A 19,486-nucleotide genomic window follows, 5' to 3' on the forward strand; every position below is an offset into this window, starting at 1 on the left:
GTCGTCGCCTTGGTAGGCCATTACCCCACCAACAAGCTGATAGGCCGCGGGTCCATCCCATACCGCCGGAACTTTCCACCAAGAATCATGCGATTCCAGGTCGTATCCGGTATTAGACCTCGTTTCCAAGGCTTATCCCAGAGTACAGGGCAGGTTACCCACGTGTTACTCACCCGTTCGCCGCTCGTGTACCCCGAAGGGCCTTACCGCTCGACTTGCATGTGTTAAGCACGCCGCCAGCGTTCGTCCTGAGCCAGGATCAAACTCTCCAATAAGGATTGTGTTGATCGCTCCAGACGGAATATGTCTGGCAATCTGGTCTAGCTACTCAAAGGAATACTCCTGACGAGGAGTATTCATATTACTGGCTGTGTTATCGGCACGCTGTTGAGTTCTCAAAGAACACGCGCTCACCGGGTCCATCTCCGTTTCCGGAGAGTTTCTCTCGGGGCTTGTGTTTGAAGCTTAGCCAGTTCGTTTTCGCTTTGTCAAATCGGCCGTTTCGGCTTCTTCGGTGCGGCGCAAACTCGCTTCGCATTCAATTTGCTTGGTTCAGAAGTTATCCGACTGGCTTTTCCGGTGTCAAATCGGGGTCATTTTCAGATCCCGGACAGCACGGTAGGCCGTTCATTTACTTCTGGGGGTTTGACGCCGTGAAACTTTACCCGGCCCGATCCGCGGTGTCAACCGCTCGTTCCGGGGGTCTCGCTTGCGACCCGGAGAAAGTTACTCACCGGGGGCACCGGTGTCAAATCGCCTGGTCAGCGGGCTGCTTGATGGGCACGGACGGCGGTGGAGCGGCCGGCTTGGCGCCGATCGGACGCGGTCGCAGCCACAGCGTCACCGACCGCAGACCCTCCATCGCCCGCACGATCTGCTCGGGAGAGGCGGCCTGGCGGGTGGCCAGCGGCACCAGCTCGTACCCCCAGATGCCGAACTCCTTGAGGACCGTCACCGGATCGTCACCGAAGTCGGCGGTCGCGGTGGCGGAGAACTCGAGGAACACCTGCGGGCGGTCCCTGCGCAGCAACCGGACCAGGCCGGCCAGTGCGCGGTGACCACGACCGGGCGTGTCGACCCGGACGACCGAGAGCTTCATGCCCTGTGCGAGGGCGATCTCCTCGAGCTCCTTGTCGAGCCGGACCGCGCGGACCCGCGGGACGTCGTCGCCCGCGTCGGCCGGCAGCGGTGCCACCGACACCCCGCCGGTCAGCGTCGGCGCGGCGGCGAGCTCGCCCGTGCTCTCCCACGCGGCGCCTTCGATGACGGTCATCCGGTCGGCGACGGCGGCGGGCAGGTTCGCGGAGACGTTGTGCCGCAGCAGGGCCGCGGCGCCCCTGTCGGGTTCGACGGCGACGACCGCGCCCATCAGGCCGAGGCGGGACAGCACCCTGATGGAGTGGTAGCCGACGTACGCGCCGACGTCGAGGAAGATCCCGTCCGGTTCGACGTGCGAGTCGAGCACCTCGGCGAGGTCCGGTTCCCACACGCCGTTGGACGACAGCAGCGGCAGCATGAACGCGTCGTCGGAGGGCAGCCGCAGCATGCCCGCGTCGCACAGCACCAGCGAGCTGCGCACCCCGGGCACGTCGGAGGAGGTCTCGTGCTGGCGCACCACGACCCGGCGGAGCGCGTCGGCGGTCTGCTGGGCCTGGTGGGCGGCGCGGACGGCGGCGTCGAGGCGGGTGTCGCGTTCGCGGAACACCTCGACGACGCGCGATTCGAGGGTGTCGATCCGGTCGAGCGTGCGGTCGAGTGCGACGGTGAGCTTGTCGATCCGGTCGGCGAGCACGTCGGTCGTCTTCGCGCGCTTGGCCGCCTCGGCGACGACGGCGTCCTCGATCTCGCGCAGCCGGCGGCCTTGGCCGGCCATGTCGGCGCGGACGCGGACCACGCCGTCGTCGACGCCGACGAGCTGGTCGGTGAAGTGGGTCTGGCGGGCGGCGACCTGTTCGACCTCGGCGCGCAGCAGCTCCAGCTCGCCCGCGCCGACGCCGGTGCGCAGCGCGTCCTGCCGGTTGACCAGCTCGGACACGGTGCGTTCGACGCCGTCGACGAGGGTGTGGAGCACCTCGCGCATGTGGTTGTCGTAGTGGTCCAGCGCGCGCAGCATGACCTTGCGCAGCGCGGGAGCCATGGGCGTTCGGTGTGCGGATCCCACGTCGGGCTGGCGCAGCAACGCGTGCTTGGCCGACTGGAGTGCGAGCAGCGGGTCGACCTCGGGGCGCGGCTTGGGCCGGCGGGCCCGCCAGCCGCGGTAGGAGTGCTCGACGCGTTCGCGCAGCAGTTCGCCGACGCGTGCGACGGACCGCACGGACAGGACGTGGTCGCGTGCGGCCTGGCCGAGGGCGGCGGCCGTGCCGAGGTCGTCGGCCAGTGACCGCATCAGCTTCGCGGCGGCCTGGACGTCGGGTTCCGCGCCCTGGTGGCACGGCACGAGCACGGCGGTCTTGCCGAACAGCTCGGCCACCCCGCCGTGGTCGGAGGCGAGCACGGGGATGCCGCGGACGGCGAGCTCGGCCAGGCGCAGTGCGATCCGGTCGTCGGCGCCGCCGCGGTGCAGCGACACCACGACGTCGGCGGTCTGGCACACGTCGAAGTCCTCGACCAGGGCGATCCGCTGGTCGGAGGCGGTGGCGAGGCGCAGCCGCTCGGCGGCCTCGGGGTGGTCGTACGCACCGGAGACCGCGACCTGCAGCGTCACGTCGGTGCGGTCGGGGAACGCGCTGAGGAACGCCGACACGGCGCCGAGGACGTTGCCGGGCCGGTCGAGCGCGTGGTCCGCGATGGCCGCGAACACCACCACCGAGCCGGCCTCGTGGTCACGTGCGCCCACGTCGTGCACGGGTACCGGGACCACGCGGACGATCGGGCCGCCGATGCGTTCCGCGGCGGCGCGTGACGACTCGGACGACACCCACAGCTCGTTCACGCCGACGCGGTCGTCGGCCGCGGAGGCGTCCAGGGCGATGTCGACGACGAACCGCCCGTCGGGGACCTCGACGTCGTCGGAGGTGCGCACGACGACCGGGTAGGCGGCGGAGTCGGACACGGGCAGCCCGGACGCCCGTGCGGCGGCCAGCACGCGTTCGGTCACCGGGCCGTTGCCGACGATCGAGACGCCGAGCTGGTCCAGCAGCGCCGGGCCTTCTGACCGCGGTTGGGGCACGGCGGGCACGGGCAGCCGCCCGGAGGCGACGCCGGCACCGGCGCACCACTCGCGCCAGTCCTCGAAGTCGGCGCCGAAGGGTGCGGGGAACTGCTGTTGCAGCGCGGGGTCCGCGCGCCAGACGGCGTCCGCCCAGCGGGTGCCGCCCTGCTCGGTCCGCTCGCACGCCCAGATGAGGAACCCGCCGCCGCCGTCCTCGCCGAACGCGGGCAGCGGCGTCGGTGCGGTGGCCCGGTAGTCGGCGCGCAGCTCGGACGGGATGACCGTGCCGTCGATGAGGGCCCCGAACCGGTAGGGCACGGGGGCGGTGGTCCACCCGCAGCGCACCAGCTCGGCGCGGTAGGCGGTGCACAGGTCGGCGACCAGGGGGTGTTCGGACAGCAGCACGCGCGGCCGTTCGACGAACTCCGCGGACAGCATCCACGGCCGCAGGGGGTCGAAGCCCGCGAAGTGCACGGTGAGCAGGTCCTCGCCGAGGACCTGGACGGTGCCGGCCTCGGAGCGGTGCAACGGCCGGTCGGCGACGTTCCACACGGACAGTCCGACCCGTGCGTCGCGCACGACGTGGTGCGGCACGATCGCGGGCATGTCCAGCGAGCCGAGGTAGGGCTCGGAGCCGGGGCCGACCGCGATGAAGCCGGGGTCGAAGGCGCCCGACTCGTGCAGCTCCCACGGCCCCGGTTGCAGGCCGTCGTCGGGCAGTGGTCGCAGGGTGCGCGGCAGCAGCACGACCGGTGCGGTGCGCAGCGCCTCCAGCACGAGCTTCGTGACCGACCCGAAGACCTGCACCCACGGGTCGAGGTAGAGCACCGGCATGCCCTGCGTCAGCAGCGCCTCCAGCAGCCGGGGCAGCATGGCGGCCTTCAGCTCGGCGGCGTCGCGCGCGGTGGCCAGCACGTGCAGCTCGACCTCGGAGACGCCGATCTCGAGCGGTGTGATGAGGCCGGGGCCTGCGTGCTCGGGCTGGGCGTCGACGATCAGCGCGACGAACCGGCCCTCGGGGTGTTCCGCGAGGAAGGAGCTGGACAGCACCTTCACCGCGGGCAGCTCCGCCGCCGTGGCGACCGTGCACGCGCAGATCGTCGGCTGGAACTCGGGTACCTCTGTCACGGAGAGCAACGTATCGGCCTCACAGCACGGGAAGAAGAGTGCGCAACTCGTACGGGGTGACGCTACGACGGTACGCGTCCCACTCCGTCCTCTTGTTGCGCAGGAAGAAGTCGTAGACGTGCTCGCCGAGCGCTTCGGGGAGCAGTTCCGAGTTCTCCATCTCGGTGAGCGCCTCGCCGAGGTTCTGCGGCAGGTTCGCGTAGCCCGCGGCACGGCGTTCGCGGTCGGTGAGCGACCACACGTCGTCCTCGGCGGGCGGCGGCAGCTCGTAGCCCTTCTCGATGCCCTTGAGGCCGGCGGCCAGGATCACCGAGTACGCCAGGTACGGGTTGCAGGCGGAGTCCAGCGTGCGGACCTCGACGCGGCGCGACGACGACTTGCCCGGCGAGTACATCGGCACGCGGACCAGCGCGGACCGGTTGGCGTGACCCCAGCAGACCGCCGTGGGTGCCTCGCCGCCGACGATCAGGCGCTTGTAGGAGTTGACCCACTGGTTCGTGACGCCGGAGATCTCGCGCGCGTGCTTGAGGATGCCCGCGACGAACTGCTTGCCGATCTCGGAGAGCTGGTACGGGTCCTCTTCGTCGTAGAACGCGTTGCGGTCGCCCTCGAAGAGCGAGAAGTGCGTGTGCATGCCGGAGCCGGGCTGGTCCGAGAACGGCTTGGGCATGAACGAGGCGCGCACGGCCTGCGTGATCGCGACCTCCTTCACCACGTACCGGAACGTCATGACGTTGTCGGCCATGGTCAGTGCGTCGGCGTAGCGCAGGTCGATCTCCTGCTGGCCGGGTGCGCCCTCGTGGTGGCTGAACTCGACGGAGATGCCCATGGCCTCCAGCGCCTCGATGGCGTGGCGGCGGAAGTGCGTGGCGGTCTCGTGCGAGGTCTGGTCGAAGAAGCCGCCGTTGTCGGCGGGCTCGGGTTCGCTCCCGTCGCCGGGAAGGCCCTTGAGCAGGAAGAACTCGATCTCGGGGTGCACGTAGCAGGTGAAGCCGGCCTCGCTGGCCCTGGACAGGGTCCTGCGCAGCACGTGCCGCGGGTCGGCCCACGACGGGGAGCCGTCCGGCATGGTGATGTCGCAGAACATGCGCGCGGAGTAGTTGTTGCCCTCCGGCGTCTGCCAGGGCAGCACCTGGAACGTGGCGGGGTCCGGCTTCGCGACCATGTCCGACTCGTAGACGCGGGCGAAGCCCTCGATCGCGGAGCCGTCGAAGCCGATGCCCTCGCTGAAGGCGCCCTCGAGCTCGGCGGGTGCGACCGCCACGGACTTCAAGAAGCCGAGGACGTCGGTGAACCAGAGCCGGACGAACCGGATGTCGCGTTCCTCGAGCGTGCGGAGCACGAACTCCTGCTGGCGGTCCATAACGCGCAGCCTAAGGCCTGGGGGGACTCTACGATCAACGCATGTCCGCCCGTTGGTTGTCGGTTTGCTTACTCGCCCTGCTCACGAGCTGCACCTCAGGCGGGGATCTCCCCGATGGTGCGACTTTGCTCTCGAAGTCGGCGGAGTCGATGCGCTCGGTGTCGAGCGTCCACTTCTCCATCAAGGTGGACGGGGAGCTCCCGGACGTGCCGGTGAAGGACGCCGACGGCGACCTCACCGCGGCCGGTGACTCGAAGGGCAACGCGAAGGTGAACTTCGCCGGTCAGCTGTTGTCGGTCGAGTACGTGCTCACGGGCGGCAACCTGCACTTCAAGGGCCCGACCGGTGGGTACACGAAGCTGCCCGCGGCGTTCGCGGGCCAGGTGTACGACCCGTCGGCGATCCTGAACCCGGACAAGGGCGTGGCGAAGGTCCTGTCGGCGGCGAAGGACCCGAAGACCAAGTCGGCCGGTGACGTGTCGGTGGTCGAGGCGACCGTGCCGAAGGACGTGGCCGCGGGCCTGGTGCCGGGGATCTCGTCGGACGTGAAGGCGACGTTCTCCGTCGACCAGGACTCGAAGCTGAAGAACGCGCTGTTCGAGCTGCCCGGCGGGCAGAAGGTCGACGTCGGCCTGACGGACTTCGACAAGCCCGTCACGGTGACGGCGCCCGCGTAACGTGCGCACAGCAGCCCTTGCCGCGTCCGGCGCGGCCGTGCTCCTCGGTGCGCTCGACGCGTACGTCGTCGTCGGCGTGCTCACGGACATCGTGCGCGACCTGGGCATCGCGGTGAACCAGCTGGAGCAGGCCACGCCGATCGTCACCGGGTACCTGCTCGGGTACGTGGCGGGCATGCCGTTGCTCGGGCAGCTGTCGGACCGGCTGGGGCGGCGGTTCGTGCTGCAGGTGTCGCTGCTCGGGTTCCTGGTGGGGTCCGTGGTGACGGCACTGGCCGCGGACGTGCCGGTGCTGGTGGCGGGCCGCGTGGTGCAGGGACTGGCCGGTGGTGCGCTGCTGCCGGTGACGATGGCGCTGGTCGCGGACCTGTGGGAGGCCGGGAAGCGGTCGACCGCGCTCGGGACCGTGGGTGCGGCGCAGGAGCTGGGGTCGGTGCTCGGCACCCTCTACGGCATCGGCGTGGCCACGCTGTTCAACGCGATGCCGTTGTTCGAGGCGTGGGAGCCGCAGAGCTGGCGGTGGGTGTTCTGGGTGAACGTGCCGTTGGCGGTCATCGCGATGGTGGTCGTGCAACGGTCCGTGCCGGACACACGGCGTCCGGTTCGGATCGACGTCGTGGGCGGTGTGCTGCTCGCGGTGGCGTTGTCGCTGCTCGTCGTGGCCCTCTACAACCCGGCACCCGCCGAGTCCGTGCTGCCCGCGTGGGGCTGGCCGGTGCTCGGTGCGGCAGTGGTGGTGTTGGCGGGCTTCTTCGTGTGGGAACGCCGTGCTGCCGTGCGGCTCATCGATCCCGAGGGGGTGCAGTGGCGGCCGTTCTGGGCGGTGCTCGGGGTATCGCTGGCGGCCGGTGCGGCGTTGATGGTGACGCTGGTCGACGTGGAGCTGTTCGCGCAGACGGTGCTGCGGCGTGACTCCGCCGCCGCGGCGACCCTGCTGACGCGGTTCCTCGTCGCGTTGCCGGTCGGTGCGGTCCTGGGTGGACTGCTGGCCGGACGCGTCGGTGACCGCTGGGTGTCGTTCGCCGGTCTGGCGATCGCATCGGTGTCGTACGTGTTCATCGCGCAGTGGCCCGCGGAGGTGAGCGGGCTGGTGCTGACGCGGGACCTCGCGGTCGCCGGGTTCGGGCTGGGCCTGGTGATCGCGCCGCTGTCCGGTGCGGTGCTGCGGGTCGTGCCACCGGTGCGGCACGGGGTGGCGTCGGCGTTCGTCGTCGTCGCGCGCATGACGGGCATGCTCGTCGGCGTGGCGGCGCTGTCCGCGTGGGGACTGCACCGCTTCCGCGAGCTCACGGCAGACCTGGATACCCCGCTGCCGTTCGGGGTCGAGCCCGCCGAGTTCCAGCGGCGGTTCGCCGAGTACCAGCGCGCGCTCACCGAGGCGCTGCTCACCGAGTACCACGAGATCTTCCTGATCACGTCGGTGGTCTGCGCGCTCGGAGCGCTGGGATCGGTGTTCCTGCCCGCCCGTCAGCAGACCGGGTCGGTCTCGGGCAACCGCAGCTCCGCCAGGTAGTTCGTCGCCACCCCGTCCACGCAGCCGATACCGGCCAGGAACGCCGTGTGCTGGTTGCCGTTGTAGGTCAGCAGCCGCGCGCCCAGTGCGGCCGCGAGGTCCACACCGGACCGGTACGGCGTGGCCGGGTCACCGGTCGTGGAGATGACCAGCACCTGCGGCAGCCCGGTGACGTTCGGCGGATGCGGTTCCGAGGTGTGCGGGGCCGGCCAGAACGCGCACGGGCCGAGCGCCGTCTCGTCGGTGGGGACCGTGTCGTTGCCGAGCAGTTCCAGCAGCTTCCGGCGGTTGGACTCCAGGGTGGCGCGGTCCTTGATGGGCGGTTCGTCGACGCAGCGGATGGCCACGAACGCGTCCTGGATGCGGCTGTAGGTGCCGTCCGCGGCGCGGCCGAGGTACTGGTCGGCGAGCTGCAGCAACGTGGTGCCGCGGTTGGTGCGCAGCTCCTGCAGGCCCTTGAGCGCGGTCTCCCACAGCCGGTCGCTGTACATCGCCTGGATGATGGCGGTGTTCGCGTCCGAGTGGGACAGCCTGCGGTCGCCGACCGGCAGCGGGGTCTTCTTGAGCGGCTCGATCAGCTGGCGGAACTTCGACTCCGCGGTGTTCGTGTCCCTCCCCAGGGGACAGTCGCGTTGCGCGCACCAGCCGGCGAAGCGCTGGAACGACTCCTCGAAGCCCTGCGCCTGCCGTGCCGACGCGGCCACCCGGTCGGGGCTGACCTCCACGGCGCCGTCGAGCACCATCGCGCGCACGTTGCGCGGGTACATCTCGGCGTACAACGTGCCGATGCGCGTGCCGTAGGAGTAACCGAGGTAGGTCAGCTTCTTCTCGCCCAGCGCGGCCCGCAGCACGTCCAGGTCCCGTGCGACGTCACGGGTGCCGACGTTGCGCAGCAGGTCGATGCCGCTGCGCTGGGTGCACCGGTCGACGAAGAACTTGTTCTCCGACTCCGTCTGGCTCGCGTTCTCGCCCTTGGGGCGCAGGCGTTGCGCGTCCCGTTCCGCGTCGGTGAGGCACTGGACGCGGGGCTGGCTCGCCCCGACCCCGCGCGGGTCGAAGCCGACCACGTCGAACCGCTTGCCGACCGGGTTGTCCGGCTGCATGTTCGCGACGTGCGTCATGCCCGAACCACCCGGACCGCCCGGGTTCACCACGAGCGACCCGACCCGCCGCTGCTGTTCGGCGGCGGGCCGGCGTAAGAGCCCGATGGTGATGGTCCCGATGTCCGGCTTCTCGTAGTCGAGGGGGACCTGCAGCCGTGCGCACTGGATGCCTTCGCGCTCGAACAGGCCCTTGCTCTTCGCATCGGTCGCGTACGGCTGGCACGCGGCCCACGACAACGCCTGCGCGTAGAAGCGCTCGACGCCCTTGCGCGCAGCGACGGGACTGCCGTCGATGCGCGCGTAGGACGTGGAGGTGCCCAACACGACTATCAGGGCGAACACGGCCGCGGTGATGCGGGACCGCCGTTTCGTCATGAGGCGCACCGGGTTCCGTCGGCGGGCAGGGTCAGGTCGACCAGGTACTTCACGCCGGCCGCGTCGACGCACGACTGGCCCTGCAGGAACACGGTGTGCTGGACGCCTTCGTAGGTGAGCAGCCGCGAGTTGAGCGCCTTGGCCAGGTTCACGCCGGCCTCGTAGGGCGTGGCGGGGTCACCGGTCGTGGAGATGACCAGCAGCGGCGGGATGCCGTCGGCCGTGGGCGGGCCGGTGCGCGCGGTCACCGGGGCCGGCCAGAACGCGCACGAGTCGAGCGCCGCGCCCGGCGGGTTGCCGTCGTCGAGGAACGGCGCCGCGGCCTTGTACTGCCTGGCGGTCTCCAGCAGGGCGTTCTTGTCGGTCAGGCGCTGGTCGTCGACGCAGTGAACGGCGCTGAACGCGTCCGTGATGGTCGAGTAGCTGCCCTGGTCGTCGCGGTCGAAGTACGCGTCGGCGAGGCGCAGCAGCATCGTGCCCTTGCCGTTCTTCAGCTCGTTGAGCCCCTGCAGCAGCAGCGGCCACAGCTGCTCGGAGTACAACGCCTGGATGGTCGCGGTGACGGCGTCGTTGTAGGACAGCTTGCGGCTGCCCACGTCGACCGGTTTCTGGATCAACGGGGTCGTGAGCTGGCGAAAGCTCGTGTTGGCGTCCCCGGCCAGGGGACAGTTGTCCTCCGCCCGGCACCACTTGACGAACTCGTCGAACGCCTTCTGGAAGCCGGCACCCTGCGCGACCAGCGACTGGAGCTGGTCCTGGGTCGGGTCGACGGCACCGTCGAGGACGAGGGCGCGCACGTTCTGGGGGAAGGTCTCGGCGTACTCGGTACCGATGCGGGTGCCGTACGAGTAGCCGACGTAGCTCAGCTTCGCGTCGCCGAGCGCAGAGCGAAGGACATCCATGTCCTTAACTACGTCCCGCGTGCCCATGTTGGCGAGCATTGCCGCCCCGAATTTCGTCCCGGCCGCACACTTCTCGGCATACGTCCTGTTCTCCTGCTCCGTTTGGGCGATTCCGGCCGCAGAAGTGTCCGTGTCGAGGTCAAGCCGCTCCGCGTCGCGCTCGGCGTTGGACAGGCAGCGGACCGCCGGCTCGCTCGCCCCGATGCCCCGCGGGTCGAACCCGATCAGGTCGAACCGTTTCGCGAGCTCGGTCTTGCGGTAGTCACCCACCATGCCCGCGGCCGACGCCATGCCGGACGCGCCCGGCCCGCCGGGGTTGGTCAGCAGCGACCCGATCTTCTGCCCGGTGGCCCGGTAGCGCAGGACGCCGATGGTGATCGTGTCGCCCTCGGGCTTGGCGTAGTCGAGCGGCACCTGCAGCCGGGTGCACTCGACGTCGCGCTTGGAGCCGTAGGCCTGCCGGCTGGTGCCGGTCGTGGCGAACGGCGCGCAGTCCTGCCAGGCGAGCTGCTGGCCGTAGTACTTCTCCAGTCCCGGCGGGACGGTGCCGGCCGGACCGGGCTTCTCGAAGGTCACGCCGGGCTTGGCGGTCCCTTCGAGGATCGAGGTGCAGGAGGCCAGAAGGGGAATGACGAGCAACACGCTCAAGAGACGGACCACAGTCCGATGGTATGGGAGATGATGAGGGCATGCCGCAGCTTCGCATCGCGCTCGCCCAGGTCAACGCCACTGTGGGCGACCTTTCCGGCAATGCCGCGCTGGTCGTGGAGTGGACGCGCAAGGCCCGCGAGGGCGGCGCCCACCTGGTGGTGTTCCCCGAGATGGTCCTGACCGGCTACCCGGTCGAGGACCTGGCGATCCGCACCTCGTTCGCACGGGCGTCCGCCGAGGCGCTGGAGGCGCTGGCGGTGTCACTGGACGACGCCGGGCTCGGCTCCGTGACCGCGGTCGTCGGCTACCTGGAACACGACTCCGTCGGCCCGCGCAACGCGGTGGGGGTGCTGCACGAGGGCCGGGTCGTGGCGCGGCAGTCGAAGCACCACCTGCCCAACTACGGCGTGTTCGACGAGCGCCGCTACTTCAAGCCCGGCTCGTCGCTCGACATCGTGCGCGTCAACGGCGTCGAGGTCGGCATGGTGATCTGCGAAGACCTGTGGCAGGACGGCGGCCCGATCACCGCGCTGGGCGACGCCGGCGTGGACCTGGTCGTCTCCCCCAACGCCTCCCCGTACGAGCGCAAGAAGGACGACGCCCGGCTGCCCCTGGTGGTCCGCCGCGCGGCCGAGGCGGGCGCACCGCTCGCGTACTGCAACCTCGTCGGCGGCCAGGACGAGCTGGTGTTCGACGGCGACTCGATGGTCGTCGGCGCGGACGGCCAGCTGATCGGACGGGCACCGCAGTTCGTCGAGCACCTGATGCTCGTGGACTTCGACGTGCCTTCTTCGGCGTCCTACGAGCAGGGTCAGATCGGTGACTTCTACGTGCGCCGGGTGTTCATCTCGGACGCCGTCGCTCCTTACGAACCGCTGCCCGCACCGCGCGTGTTCGAGCCACTGTCCGATGAGGCCGAGGTGTGGCACGCGCTCGTGACCGGCCTGCGCGACTACGTGCACAAGAACGGCTTCCGCTCCGTTGTGCTCGGTCTGTCCGGTGGCATCGACTCTGCCGTGGTGGCCGCACTGGCCGTGGACGCCCTCGGCGCCGACTCCGTGTACGGCGTCTCGATGCCGTCGTCGTACTCGTCGGAACACTCCCGTTCGGACGCTTCGGAGATGGCGGCGCGCACGGGCCTGCACTTCACCACGGAACCCATTGGCGAGATGGTGTCCGTGTACGTGTCGCAGCTGGGGCTGACGGGTCTCGCCGAGGAGAACATCCAGGCGCGTTGCCGCGGCATGCTGCTGATGGCGTTGTCGAACCAGCACGGGCACCTGGTGCTGGCGACCGGCAACAAGTCCGAGCTCGCGGTCGGCTACTCGACGATCTACGGCGACGCGGTCGGTGGTTACGCGCCGATCAAGGACGTGCTGAAGACCCTGGTCTGGGACCTGGCGCGGTGGCGCAACGCCGAAGCCGAGAAGCGCGGCGAGACCCCGCCCATCCCGGAGAACTCGATCTCCAAGCCGCCCTCGGCCGAGCTGCGGCCGGGTCAGGTCGACTCGGACTCGCTGCCGGACTACGCGGTGCTGGACGACCTGCTGGACGACTACGTCGAGGGCGACCGCGGGTACGACGACCTGCTGGCCGCCGGGTTCGAGCCGGAGCTGGTCGACCGGGTGCTGCGGATGGTGGACCGGGCGGAGTACAAGCGGCGGCAGTACCCGCCGGGCACGAAGATCTCGAACAAGGCATTCGGGCGGGATCGGCGGTTGCCGATCACGAACGGGTGGCGGGAGGGCTGAGGGCCGGGTTGGGCAGGGTTGGCCAGGCTGTGCTCGCCCTCCTGACCTCGACGGACAGTCCACTTCGTCACCCACCCGAGTGATCCTTGTCCTGATCCACGCCTGACCGCGTCTGTCTCATGTCCGGATCTCCCTCCTCCGACCCCCGCCGAAGGAGGAAGGGGCGCGGGGGTGGCGAACGGTGCGGCCGAGAACCCGGGCAGGAGGGTGGAAACCGGGGAGTGGAGCCTGCTCTACCGCGACCGACGGGTCCGGGTGGCTACGTTTGGCCACATGAAACGGATCTGGGCAGCGGTGGTCTACCTGGCGACCGGGTTGCTGACGGCGATCGCCGCGTGGCTCGCGATCGGCGTGCTGCTGCTGTCGGTGGTGGTGCTGCCGTTGTTGCCGGTGACCGCGCCGTACATCCGCCGGATCGTGGACTTCGACCGGCGGCGGCTGGCCCGGTTCACCGGGGTTGAGGTGCCCGCGTCGGAACCGCTCGACGGGCCGTGGCTGCACCGGGCGCAGCGGGTGCTGGCGGACCCGGCGAGCCGGCGGGACGGGTTGTGGCTGGTGCTGCACGCGATGTTCGGCACGTTGTTCGGGTCCCTGGCGATCGGGGTTCCCGGGTCGTTGGTGCAGCAGCCGCTCGCGGTGGCGCTGTGGTCGGTGGTGCCGATGGAGAACTCGTTCGGCATGCGGATCGACTCGTGGGGCAAGGCGCTGCTGAGCATCCCGATCGGGCTCGTGCTCGCGCTGGCGCTGACGCAGTTGCCGCGGCTCGCCGAGGTGGACGCGCGGTGGGCGCGGGTGTTGCTGGCGCCGCCGCGGGCGACGTTGGAGAAGCGGCTGGCTGAGGTGGTCGCGACGCGGGCCGCGGCGTTGCAGGCGCACGGGGCCGAGCTGCGGCGGATCGAGCGGAACCTGCACGACGGCACGCAGAACAAGCTGGTCGGCGTGGTGATGATGCTGGGGATCGCGGAGCGGACGCTGCACCAGAACCCGCAGAACGCGCTGCAGGCGTTGCTGCGGGCCCAGGACGCGGCCGGCGACGCCCTGGAGGAGCTGCGCAACGTCGTGCGCAGCATCCACCCGCCGGTGCTGGAGGACCTGGGGCTCGACGGGGCCATCCAGGCGCTCGCGGCGCGGTGCCCGGTGCCGTGCCTGTTGCAGGCCGACCACCTCGGGCGGTTGCCGGCGGCGGTCGAGGCGGCGGCGTACTTCGCGGTGGCCGAGGCGCTGACCAACGTGGCCAAGCACAGCGGCGCGAACCACGCGTGGGTCAGCCTCGGGATGAACGGCGAGCGGCTCACGGTCGTGGTGCACGACGACGGCAAGGGAGGTGCTGACGAGAAGAAGGGCACCGGCCTGGACGGCATCCGCGGGCGGGTCGAGGCGCTGGACGGGACCGCGACGATGAGCAGTCCCGAGGGAGGCCCTACGGTTCTCACCGTCGAGTTGCCGACCGGGAAGTGACCACATGCGCATCGTGATCGCCGAAGACGACGCGTTGCTCCGCGAGGGGTTGACGTTGCTGCTGCGCAACGAGGGCCTCGACGTGGCCGCGGCGACGGACAACCCGGACGACTTCCTGGTCGCCGTCGCCGAGCACGAGCCGGACATCGCCGTGGTCGACGTGCGCATGCCGCCGACGTTCACCGACGAGGGACTCAGGGCCGCGGTCGAGGCGCGCGCACGGCACCCGAAGCTCGCCGTGCTGGTCCTCAGCGCGTGGGTGGAGCAGAGCTACGCCCACGAACTGCTGGCCGGCACCTCCGGCGGCGTCGGCTACCTGCTCAAGGAACGCGTGGGCCGGGTCGCGGACTTCCTCGAGTCGCTGCACCGCGTCGCGAACGGCGGCACGGCGCTGGACCCCGAGGTCGTGTCGCAGCTGCTGGTGCGCCGCAAGTCCGACGACGCGCTCAGCGGGCTGTCACCGCGCGAACGCGAGGTCCTCGGCCTGATGGCGGAGGGGTTGTCGAACGCGGCCATCGGCGAACGGCTCGTCGTCAGCCCGGGGGCCGTGCACAAGCACATCGGCAACATCTTCCTCAAGCTCGGCCTCAACACCGAGGACGGTGCGGGTGACCGACGCGTGCAGGCCGTGCTGGCGTACCTGGATCACTGAGGACGATCGCTCACTGAGGACGATCGCTCACAGCAGGTCGTAGCTCCTCGCGCATGCGCTGAACCCCGCGCCTGTGCAGGGCAACCTCATGTTGCTGTCCCGCACATGGTGTCCAGGACCAGCGGCTTGTCCGCCGTTCTGGTGCGACTTCGTCGTCAGGCGCGACAGGCAGGCCGCGCTTCCACGCTGCCATCACCGCCTTCGCGTAGCTGCGCGGCACTCACTGAGGGCGGACGAACGGGAACAGCACGGTCTGCCGGATCGACGTCCCGGTCAGCATCATCAGCAACCGGTCCACGCCCATCCCGAGCCCGCCCGTGGGTGGCATGCCGTGCTCCAGCGCCCGCAGGAAGTCCTCGTCCAGCTCCATCGCCTCGACGTCGCCGGACGCGGCCTTCAGCGACTGCGCCTCCAGCCGGCGCCGCTGTTCGAGCGGGTCGGTGAGCTCCGAGTAGGCGGTGCCGATCTCCGCGCCGAACGCGACGAGGTCCCACCGTTCGGCCAGGCGGGGGTCGTCGCGGTGGCGGCGGGTCAGCGGGGACACCGAGGTCGGGAAGTCGATGTAGAACGTCGGTCCGACGGTGGTCGCCTCGACGAACGAGTCGTACGCCTCCTGCACGAGCTGGCCGTGGTCCCAGTCCTCGTTGACCTCGACGCCGCGTGCGGCGAGCAGCGAGCGGAGCTCCGGGACCGGTGTCGAGGGCGTCACCGAAGTGCCCAGCGCCGACGAGACCGCCGTGTAGACCGGGATGACCGGCCACTCCCCCGAGAGGTCGAAGTCGCCGTCGGGCCGTGAGGCGATCTCCGCGCCGAACGCCTCCCGTGCCGCGTGCTGGATCAACGCGCGCACGAGGTCCAGCATCACGCGGTAGTCCGCATAGGCCTGGTAGGCCTCCAGCATCGTGAACTCGGGGTTGTGCGTGGCGTCGGCACCTTCGTTGCGGAAGTTGCGGTTCAGCTCGAACACCCGGTCCACGCCCGCCACGCACAGCCGCTTCAGGTACAGCTCGGGGGCGATCCGCAGGTACATCCGCATGTCGTAGGCGTTGATGTGGGTGACGAACGGCCGGGCGTTCGCTCCGCCGTGCACCGCCTGCAGCATCGGCGTCTCGACCTCCAGGTACGAGCGCGCGTGCAGGAACTCCCGCACGCTGCGGATCACGTCGCTGCGCAGCTTCAGCAGGGCCGCCGAGTCGGGGTTCACCACCAGGTCGAGGTAGCGCTGCCGCACCCGCGCCTCCGGGTCGGCGAGGCCCTTGCGCTTGTCCGGCAACGGGTGCAGGCACTTCGCGGTCAGCGTCCACGAGATGGCGCGCACGGAGATCTCGCCCTTGTCGGTCTTCATCACGGTGCCGGTCACGCCGACGTGGTCGCCCAGGTCGACGTCCGACTTCCACGACCGCAGGGCGTCGCCGAGCGACTCGGTCTCCAGCATCAGCTGGATCTCGCCGCTGAAGTCGCGCAGCCGTGCGAAGCACAGGCCGCCCATCTCCCGCAGTGCGACCACGCGGCCGGTGACGGAGACCTCCTCGCCGAACCGCTCCCGTGCGCCCGCGAGGAGGTCCGACCGCGCGAAGCCGACCGGGTACGGGTCGACGCCGGCGGCGACCAGGCGTTCGACCTTCGCGATGCGGACCCTGACCTGTTCGGGGCGGCGCACGGTCTTCGGTTCGACCTTCAGCGCGTCGATCTCGGCGACGCGGGCGGCGAAGTCGGAGCTCACGCCGGTCTTCTGCAACGCGCGCCTGCGCAGCGACCGCAGCGACGGCACGAACCCCTCGGCCACGCCGGCGGCGATGCTGACCCGCGGCAGCGCCCTGGACCGCTGGTAGCAGAGGAACCGCGGCTCCCACTCCGGCAGGTACTTGGCGTTCGACCGGTACAGCGACTCCAGCTGGAAGAACCGCGACGCCAGCGACAGCACCCGCCGCCACGCCCGCAGCACCGGGCCGGCGCCGATCTTCTCGCCCTCCTCGAACACCGCGCGGAACATCGCGAAGTTCAACGAGATCCGCTGCACGCCGAGGTGTCCCGCGGCCGCGGCGAGCTGGGCGACCATGTACTCGTTCAGGCCGTTCTCGGCTCCCCGGTCGCGGCGCATCAGGTCGAGCGACACGCCCCGGCGGCCCCACGGCACGAACGACAGCAGCCCGCGCAGCGCACCCGAGGCGTCGTAGGCCTCGACCATCACGCACCGGCCGTCGCTCGGATCTCCCAGGCGCCCCAGCGCCATCGAGAAACCGCGCTCGGTCTCCGCTCCGCGCCACGCCTGCGCCAGGTCCAGGATGGACGACATCTCGTCCGGTGCGATCTCGCTGTGCCGGCGCACCCGCGTGGTGTACCCGGCGCGTTCCACGCGGGACACGGCCTGGCGCAGCCCGCGGCGTTCCGGGCCGGCGAGGTTGAACTCGCGTACGTCGAGGATCGCCTCGTCACCGATCTCCAGCGCCTTGAGGCCCGCGTCGGTGTAGACCTGCGCGCCGCGTTCGGAGGCGCCCAGGACACCGGCGGTCCAGCCGTAGGTGCGCGCCTCCGCGAGCCACGCGAGCACCGCCTCCGGCCACGCCTCCTCGTCACCGACCGGGTCCGCGCTGGCCAGCGTCACGCCGCCGATCACCCGGTAGGTCAGCGCGGCGCGCCCCGAGGCCGCGAACACGACGCTCTTGTCGCGCCGGGTCGCGAAGTAGCCGAGCGAGTCGGGTTCGCCGTCGGAGGCGAGCAGGCGGCGCACGTCCAGCTCCTGCTCGGACGTGATCATGCTCTGGGTGCGGACGCCGCGGAAGAACACGTACAGGGCGCGGCTCGCGACCAGCGTGCCGCCCAGTCCCAGCACGACGCTCAGCCACTGCGGTCCCTCGGGGATGTCGAGCCGGCCCAGCCGGACGACCTCACCGGTGGCCTGGTTCGCCGCCCACGCGAGCTTGTCGGCGTGCTCCACCAGCTTGCCGGGGAACAGCTCGGTGAGGCCCCAGCCGGCCAGCACCAGGGCGATCATGCCCAGCACGAACGACGCCAGCGCCTGCCGCCACGCACCGCGCGCCAGCCGGGCCGGGAACGCCGCCCGCACCGCCCACAGCGCCGCCACGAACAGCACCGAGGTCGCGAGCCCGACGCCGAGGAACGCCCAGTAGCTCGACTCGTCGTCGCCGTCCAGCACTTCTTCAGGTGCGACGGCCAGGATGACCATGGTGAACGCGACCGCGAGCAGGCCCAGCGCCTGGAACAGCAGCAGGGCCCACAGGGCGGCCCGCTTGCGCCTGCGCAGCGCCGCGCCCAGCACGAAGAACACGAGCGCGATGAAGAGGTTGCCGTCGATGGGCAGGCCCGTGAAGTACCCGACGCCGTCGGCGAGGTCGGTGAACCAGCTGTCCTCCGGCAGGACCACCCGCAGCAGCGACATCACCCCGGCCAGCTGCACGATCGTCGCGATCCAGCCAGCGACCTTCCACTGCCACGCCGGTCCCACATCATCTCCCGAGGTCAGCCGATGACGGCCATGATCCCCTCTTCGGCGGGCCGGGTGCACGTGGCGGTCTCCGGGCGTGTTGACCGGCCGGTCGTGGTGCTGAGCTCGGGGCTGGGCGGGGCGTGGTTCGACTGGGACCGGACCGTGCGGATGCTCGAACCGCTGGCGCGGGTGGTGGTGTTCGACCGGCCCGGTCTGGGCATGTCCGGTCCGGCGCGGCGCGGGCCGTCGCTGGCGCGGGAGGTGGCGGTGCTGGACGCGGTGCTGCGCGGCGTCCCGCAGGCGGTGCTGGTGGGGCACTCGATGGCATCGATGCACGTCGAGGCCTATGCGCGGCTGCGGCCGCACCGGGTGCTGGGGGTCGTGCTGCTCGACCCGGACACGGAGATGCCGGGCGCGGGGGCGCCGTTCGACGTGTCGGCGGTGGTGGCGCAGGTGTTGCGCGCGTTCGGCAGCCGTTGGCTGGGAGCTCGCCTCACGCGCAGGTACGGGCACTCCTTCCGCAACTGGCTGACCGCGCTGTCCACGCTGGGCGCGACCGACCCGGCACCGCGGGACCTGGTCGAGCTGGTCTACCGGCGGGCCGATGTGGGACGCGCCACACTGGCCGAGCTGGCGTCCTACCCCGGTCAGGTGGCGACGCTGGAACGGCTGCGGACCCGCTGCGCGTTCCCGGAGGTGCCGTTCCTCGTGCTCACGGCCGGTCGGAAGATATGGCCGGAACACCGGTCGCTGGCCTCCCTCGTGCCGTGGGGGCGCAACGTGCCGGTGCCCGGCAGTCGGCACATGGTTCAGATGGACCGGCCGGACGCCGTGGTCATGGCGATCCGGACCGTGCTCAGGGCTCTGCCCGGCCGCTGAGCAGGCAGAACTCGTTGCCCTCCGGGTCGGCGAGGGTGTACCAGCTGACGTCCTCGCCCTGGCCGATGTCAACGCGCGTGGCGCCGAGCTCCAGCAGGCGCGCCAGCTCCTCGTCCTGCTCCCGGTCGGTGGCCCGGACGTCGATGTGCAGGCGCAGCTTCTGCAGCTTGCGGTCCGGGTTCTTCAGGAACAGCAGGGTGGTGCGGCGGTCCGGTGGGGCGATCTCGACGAGGACGTCCTCGCGGTCGACCACCTCGTAGCCGAGGACCTCGCACCAGAAGGCCGCGAGTCGTTCCGGATCGGTGCAGTCGAGCACCAGTTCTGTGATTCGGGCTGCCACCCGTGTGACGGTAGCCGCATCTGCAACCGGTTTCCGGTCGGCGGTGCCACCCTGGGGGTCGGCAACCGTGCACCAAGCGCCCGGGGACTCGCTGC

At 70.5% G+C, this 19,486-nt stretch carries 12 protein-coding genes and 1 rRNA gene; 6 read left to right on the forward strand and 7 right to left on the reverse strand.

The window, feature by feature from the left end; genetic code table 11:
• From ACZ7CF_RS09130 to glnA, 3 genes are all read right to left on the reverse strand, one after another.
• A 16S ribosomal RNA gene (locus ACZ7CF_RS09130) occupies nucleotides 1-275 on the reverse strand; the annotation flags it as partial.
• 473 nt (nucleotides 276-748) lie between these two features.
• Nucleotides 749-4,279, reverse strand: a complete 3,531-nt coding sequence (locus tag ACZ7CF_RS09135) for an FkbM family methyltransferase (RefSeq protein ID WP_470369345.1) — start codon at nucleotides 4,277-4,279, stop codon at nucleotides 749-751.
• Nucleotides 4,280-4,298: 19 nt separating this feature from the next.
• Nucleotides 4,299-5,642, reverse strand: a complete 1,344-nt coding sequence (gene glnA / locus ACZ7CF_RS09140) for a type I glutamate--ammonia ligase (RefSeq protein ID WP_360386587.1) — start codon at nucleotides 5,640-5,642, stop codon at nucleotides 4,299-4,301.
• 125 nt (nucleotides 5,643-5,767) lie between these two features.
• Between glnA and ACZ7CF_RS09145 the strand changes: the two genes are divergently transcribed.
• Nucleotides 5,768-6,319, forward strand: coding sequence for an LppX_LprAFG lipoprotein (locus tag ACZ7CF_RS09145; protein WP_470369346.1), 552 nt, complete (start codon nucleotides 5,768-5,770; stop codon nucleotides 6,317-6,319).
• 1 nt (nucleotide 6,320) lies between these two features.
• A complete protein-coding gene (locus ACZ7CF_RS09150) occupies nucleotides 6,321-7,832 on the forward strand; it encodes an MFS transporter (protein WP_470369347.1) in 1,512 nt (503 codons plus the stop codon).
• Here ACZ7CF_RS09150 and ACZ7CF_RS09155 read toward each other — a convergent pair.
• Both ACZ7CF_RS09155 and ACZ7CF_RS09160 read right to left on the reverse strand, forming a co-directional pair.
• The gene (locus tag ACZ7CF_RS09155) at nucleotides 7,787-9,310 is read right to left on the reverse strand and encodes an alpha/beta fold hydrolase (protein WP_360386581.1); all 1,524 of its coding nucleotides are present in this window, start codon (nucleotides 9,308-9,310) and stop codon (nucleotides 7,787-7,789) included. The genes ACZ7CF_RS09150 and ACZ7CF_RS09155 overlap by 46 nt on opposite strands.
• The gene (locus ACZ7CF_RS09160) at nucleotides 9,307-10,872 is read right to left on the reverse strand and encodes an alpha/beta hydrolase (protein WP_470369348.1); all 1,566 of its coding nucleotides are present in this window, start codon (nucleotides 10,870-10,872) and stop codon (nucleotides 9,307-9,309) included. The genes ACZ7CF_RS09155 and ACZ7CF_RS09160 overlap by 4 nt, the downstream gene beginning before the upstream one ends.
• Before the next feature lie 29 nt (nucleotides 10,873-10,901).
• Here ACZ7CF_RS09160 and ACZ7CF_RS09165 point away from each other — a divergent pair, with 29 nt between their 5' ends.
• The 3 genes from ACZ7CF_RS09165 to ACZ7CF_RS09175 all read left to right on the forward strand — a co-directional run bounded on the left by ACZ7CF_RS09165 (nucleotide 10,902) and on the right by ACZ7CF_RS09175 (nucleotide 14,724).
• Nucleotides 10,902-12,614: an NAD+ synthase gene (locus tag ACZ7CF_RS09165; RefSeq protein ID WP_470369349.1), complete on the forward strand. Its 1,713-nt coding sequence runs from the start codon at nucleotides 10,902-10,904 to the stop codon at nucleotides 12,612-12,614.
• Nucleotides 12,615-12,887: 273 nt separating this feature from the next.
• Nucleotides 12,888-14,072: a sensor histidine kinase gene (locus tag ACZ7CF_RS09170; RefSeq protein ID WP_360386573.1), complete on the forward strand. Its 1,185-nt coding sequence runs from the start codon at nucleotides 12,888-12,890 to the stop codon at nucleotides 14,070-14,072.
• A 4-nt stretch (nucleotides 14,073-14,076) separates the two neighbouring features.
• Nucleotides 14,077-14,724, forward strand: coding sequence for a response regulator transcription factor (locus ACZ7CF_RS09175; protein ID WP_360386570.1), 648 nt, complete (start codon nucleotides 14,077-14,079; stop codon nucleotides 14,722-14,724).
• A gap of 220 nt (nucleotides 14,725-14,944) precedes the next feature.
• On the opposite strand, the gene lysX is transcribed toward ACZ7CF_RS09175, so the two are convergent.
• The gene (gene lysX / locus ACZ7CF_RS09180) at nucleotides 14,945-18,190 is read right to left on the reverse strand and encodes a bifunctional lysylphosphatidylglycerol synthetase/lysine--tRNA ligase LysX (protein ID WP_470369350.1); all 3,246 of its coding nucleotides are present in this window, start codon (nucleotides 18,188-18,190) and stop codon (nucleotides 14,945-14,947) included.
• Between the two features lie 21 nt (nucleotides 18,191-18,211).
• Between lysX and ACZ7CF_RS09185 the strand changes: the two genes are divergently transcribed.
• The gene (locus tag ACZ7CF_RS09185; RefSeq protein ID WP_360386560.1) at nucleotides 18,212-19,051 is read left to right on the forward strand and encodes an alpha/beta fold hydrolase; all 840 of its coding nucleotides are present in this window, start codon (nucleotides 18,212-18,214) and stop codon (nucleotides 19,049-19,051) included.
• Here ACZ7CF_RS09185 and ACZ7CF_RS09190 read toward each other — a convergent pair.
• On the reverse strand, nucleotides 19,029-19,391 hold the full coding sequence (locus ACZ7CF_RS09190) for a VOC family protein (protein WP_360386557.1): 363 nt from the start codon (nucleotides 19,389-19,391) through the stop codon (nucleotides 19,029-19,031). The two genes, ACZ7CF_RS09185 and ACZ7CF_RS09190, sit on opposite strands and share 23 nt — an antisense overlap.
• Nucleotides 19,392-19,486 lie beyond the last annotated feature (95 nt).

The organism is Lentzea sp. NPDC036955, from assembly GCF_055608005.1.

Bases quoted from the DNA above. Each gene is read 5' to 3' on its own strand.
- ACZ7CF_RS09155 (WP_360386581.1), bottom strand. From the start codon at position 9,310: ATGACGAAACGGCGGTCCCGCATCACCGCGGCCGTGTTCGCCCTGATA.
- ACZ7CF_RS09165 (WP_470369349.1), top strand. From the start codon at position 10,902: ATGCCGCAGCTTCGCATCGCGCTCGCCCAGGTCAACGCCACTGTGGGC.
- ACZ7CF_RS09175 (WP_360386570.1), top strand. From the start codon at position 14,077: ATGCGCATCGTGATCGCCGAAGACGACGCGTTGCTCCGCGAGGGGTTG.
- ACZ7CF_RS09170 (WP_360386573.1), top strand. From the start codon at position 12,888: ATGAAACGGATCTGGGCAGCGGTGGTCTACCTGGCGACCGGGTTGCTG.
- ACZ7CF_RS09185 (WP_360386560.1), top strand. From the start codon at position 18,212: ATGACGGCCATGATCCCCTCTTCGGCGGGCCGGGTGCACGTGGCGGTC.
- glnA (WP_360386587.1), bottom strand. From the start codon at position 5,642: ATGGACCGCCAGCAGGAGTTCGTGCTCCGCACGCTCGAGGAACGCGAC.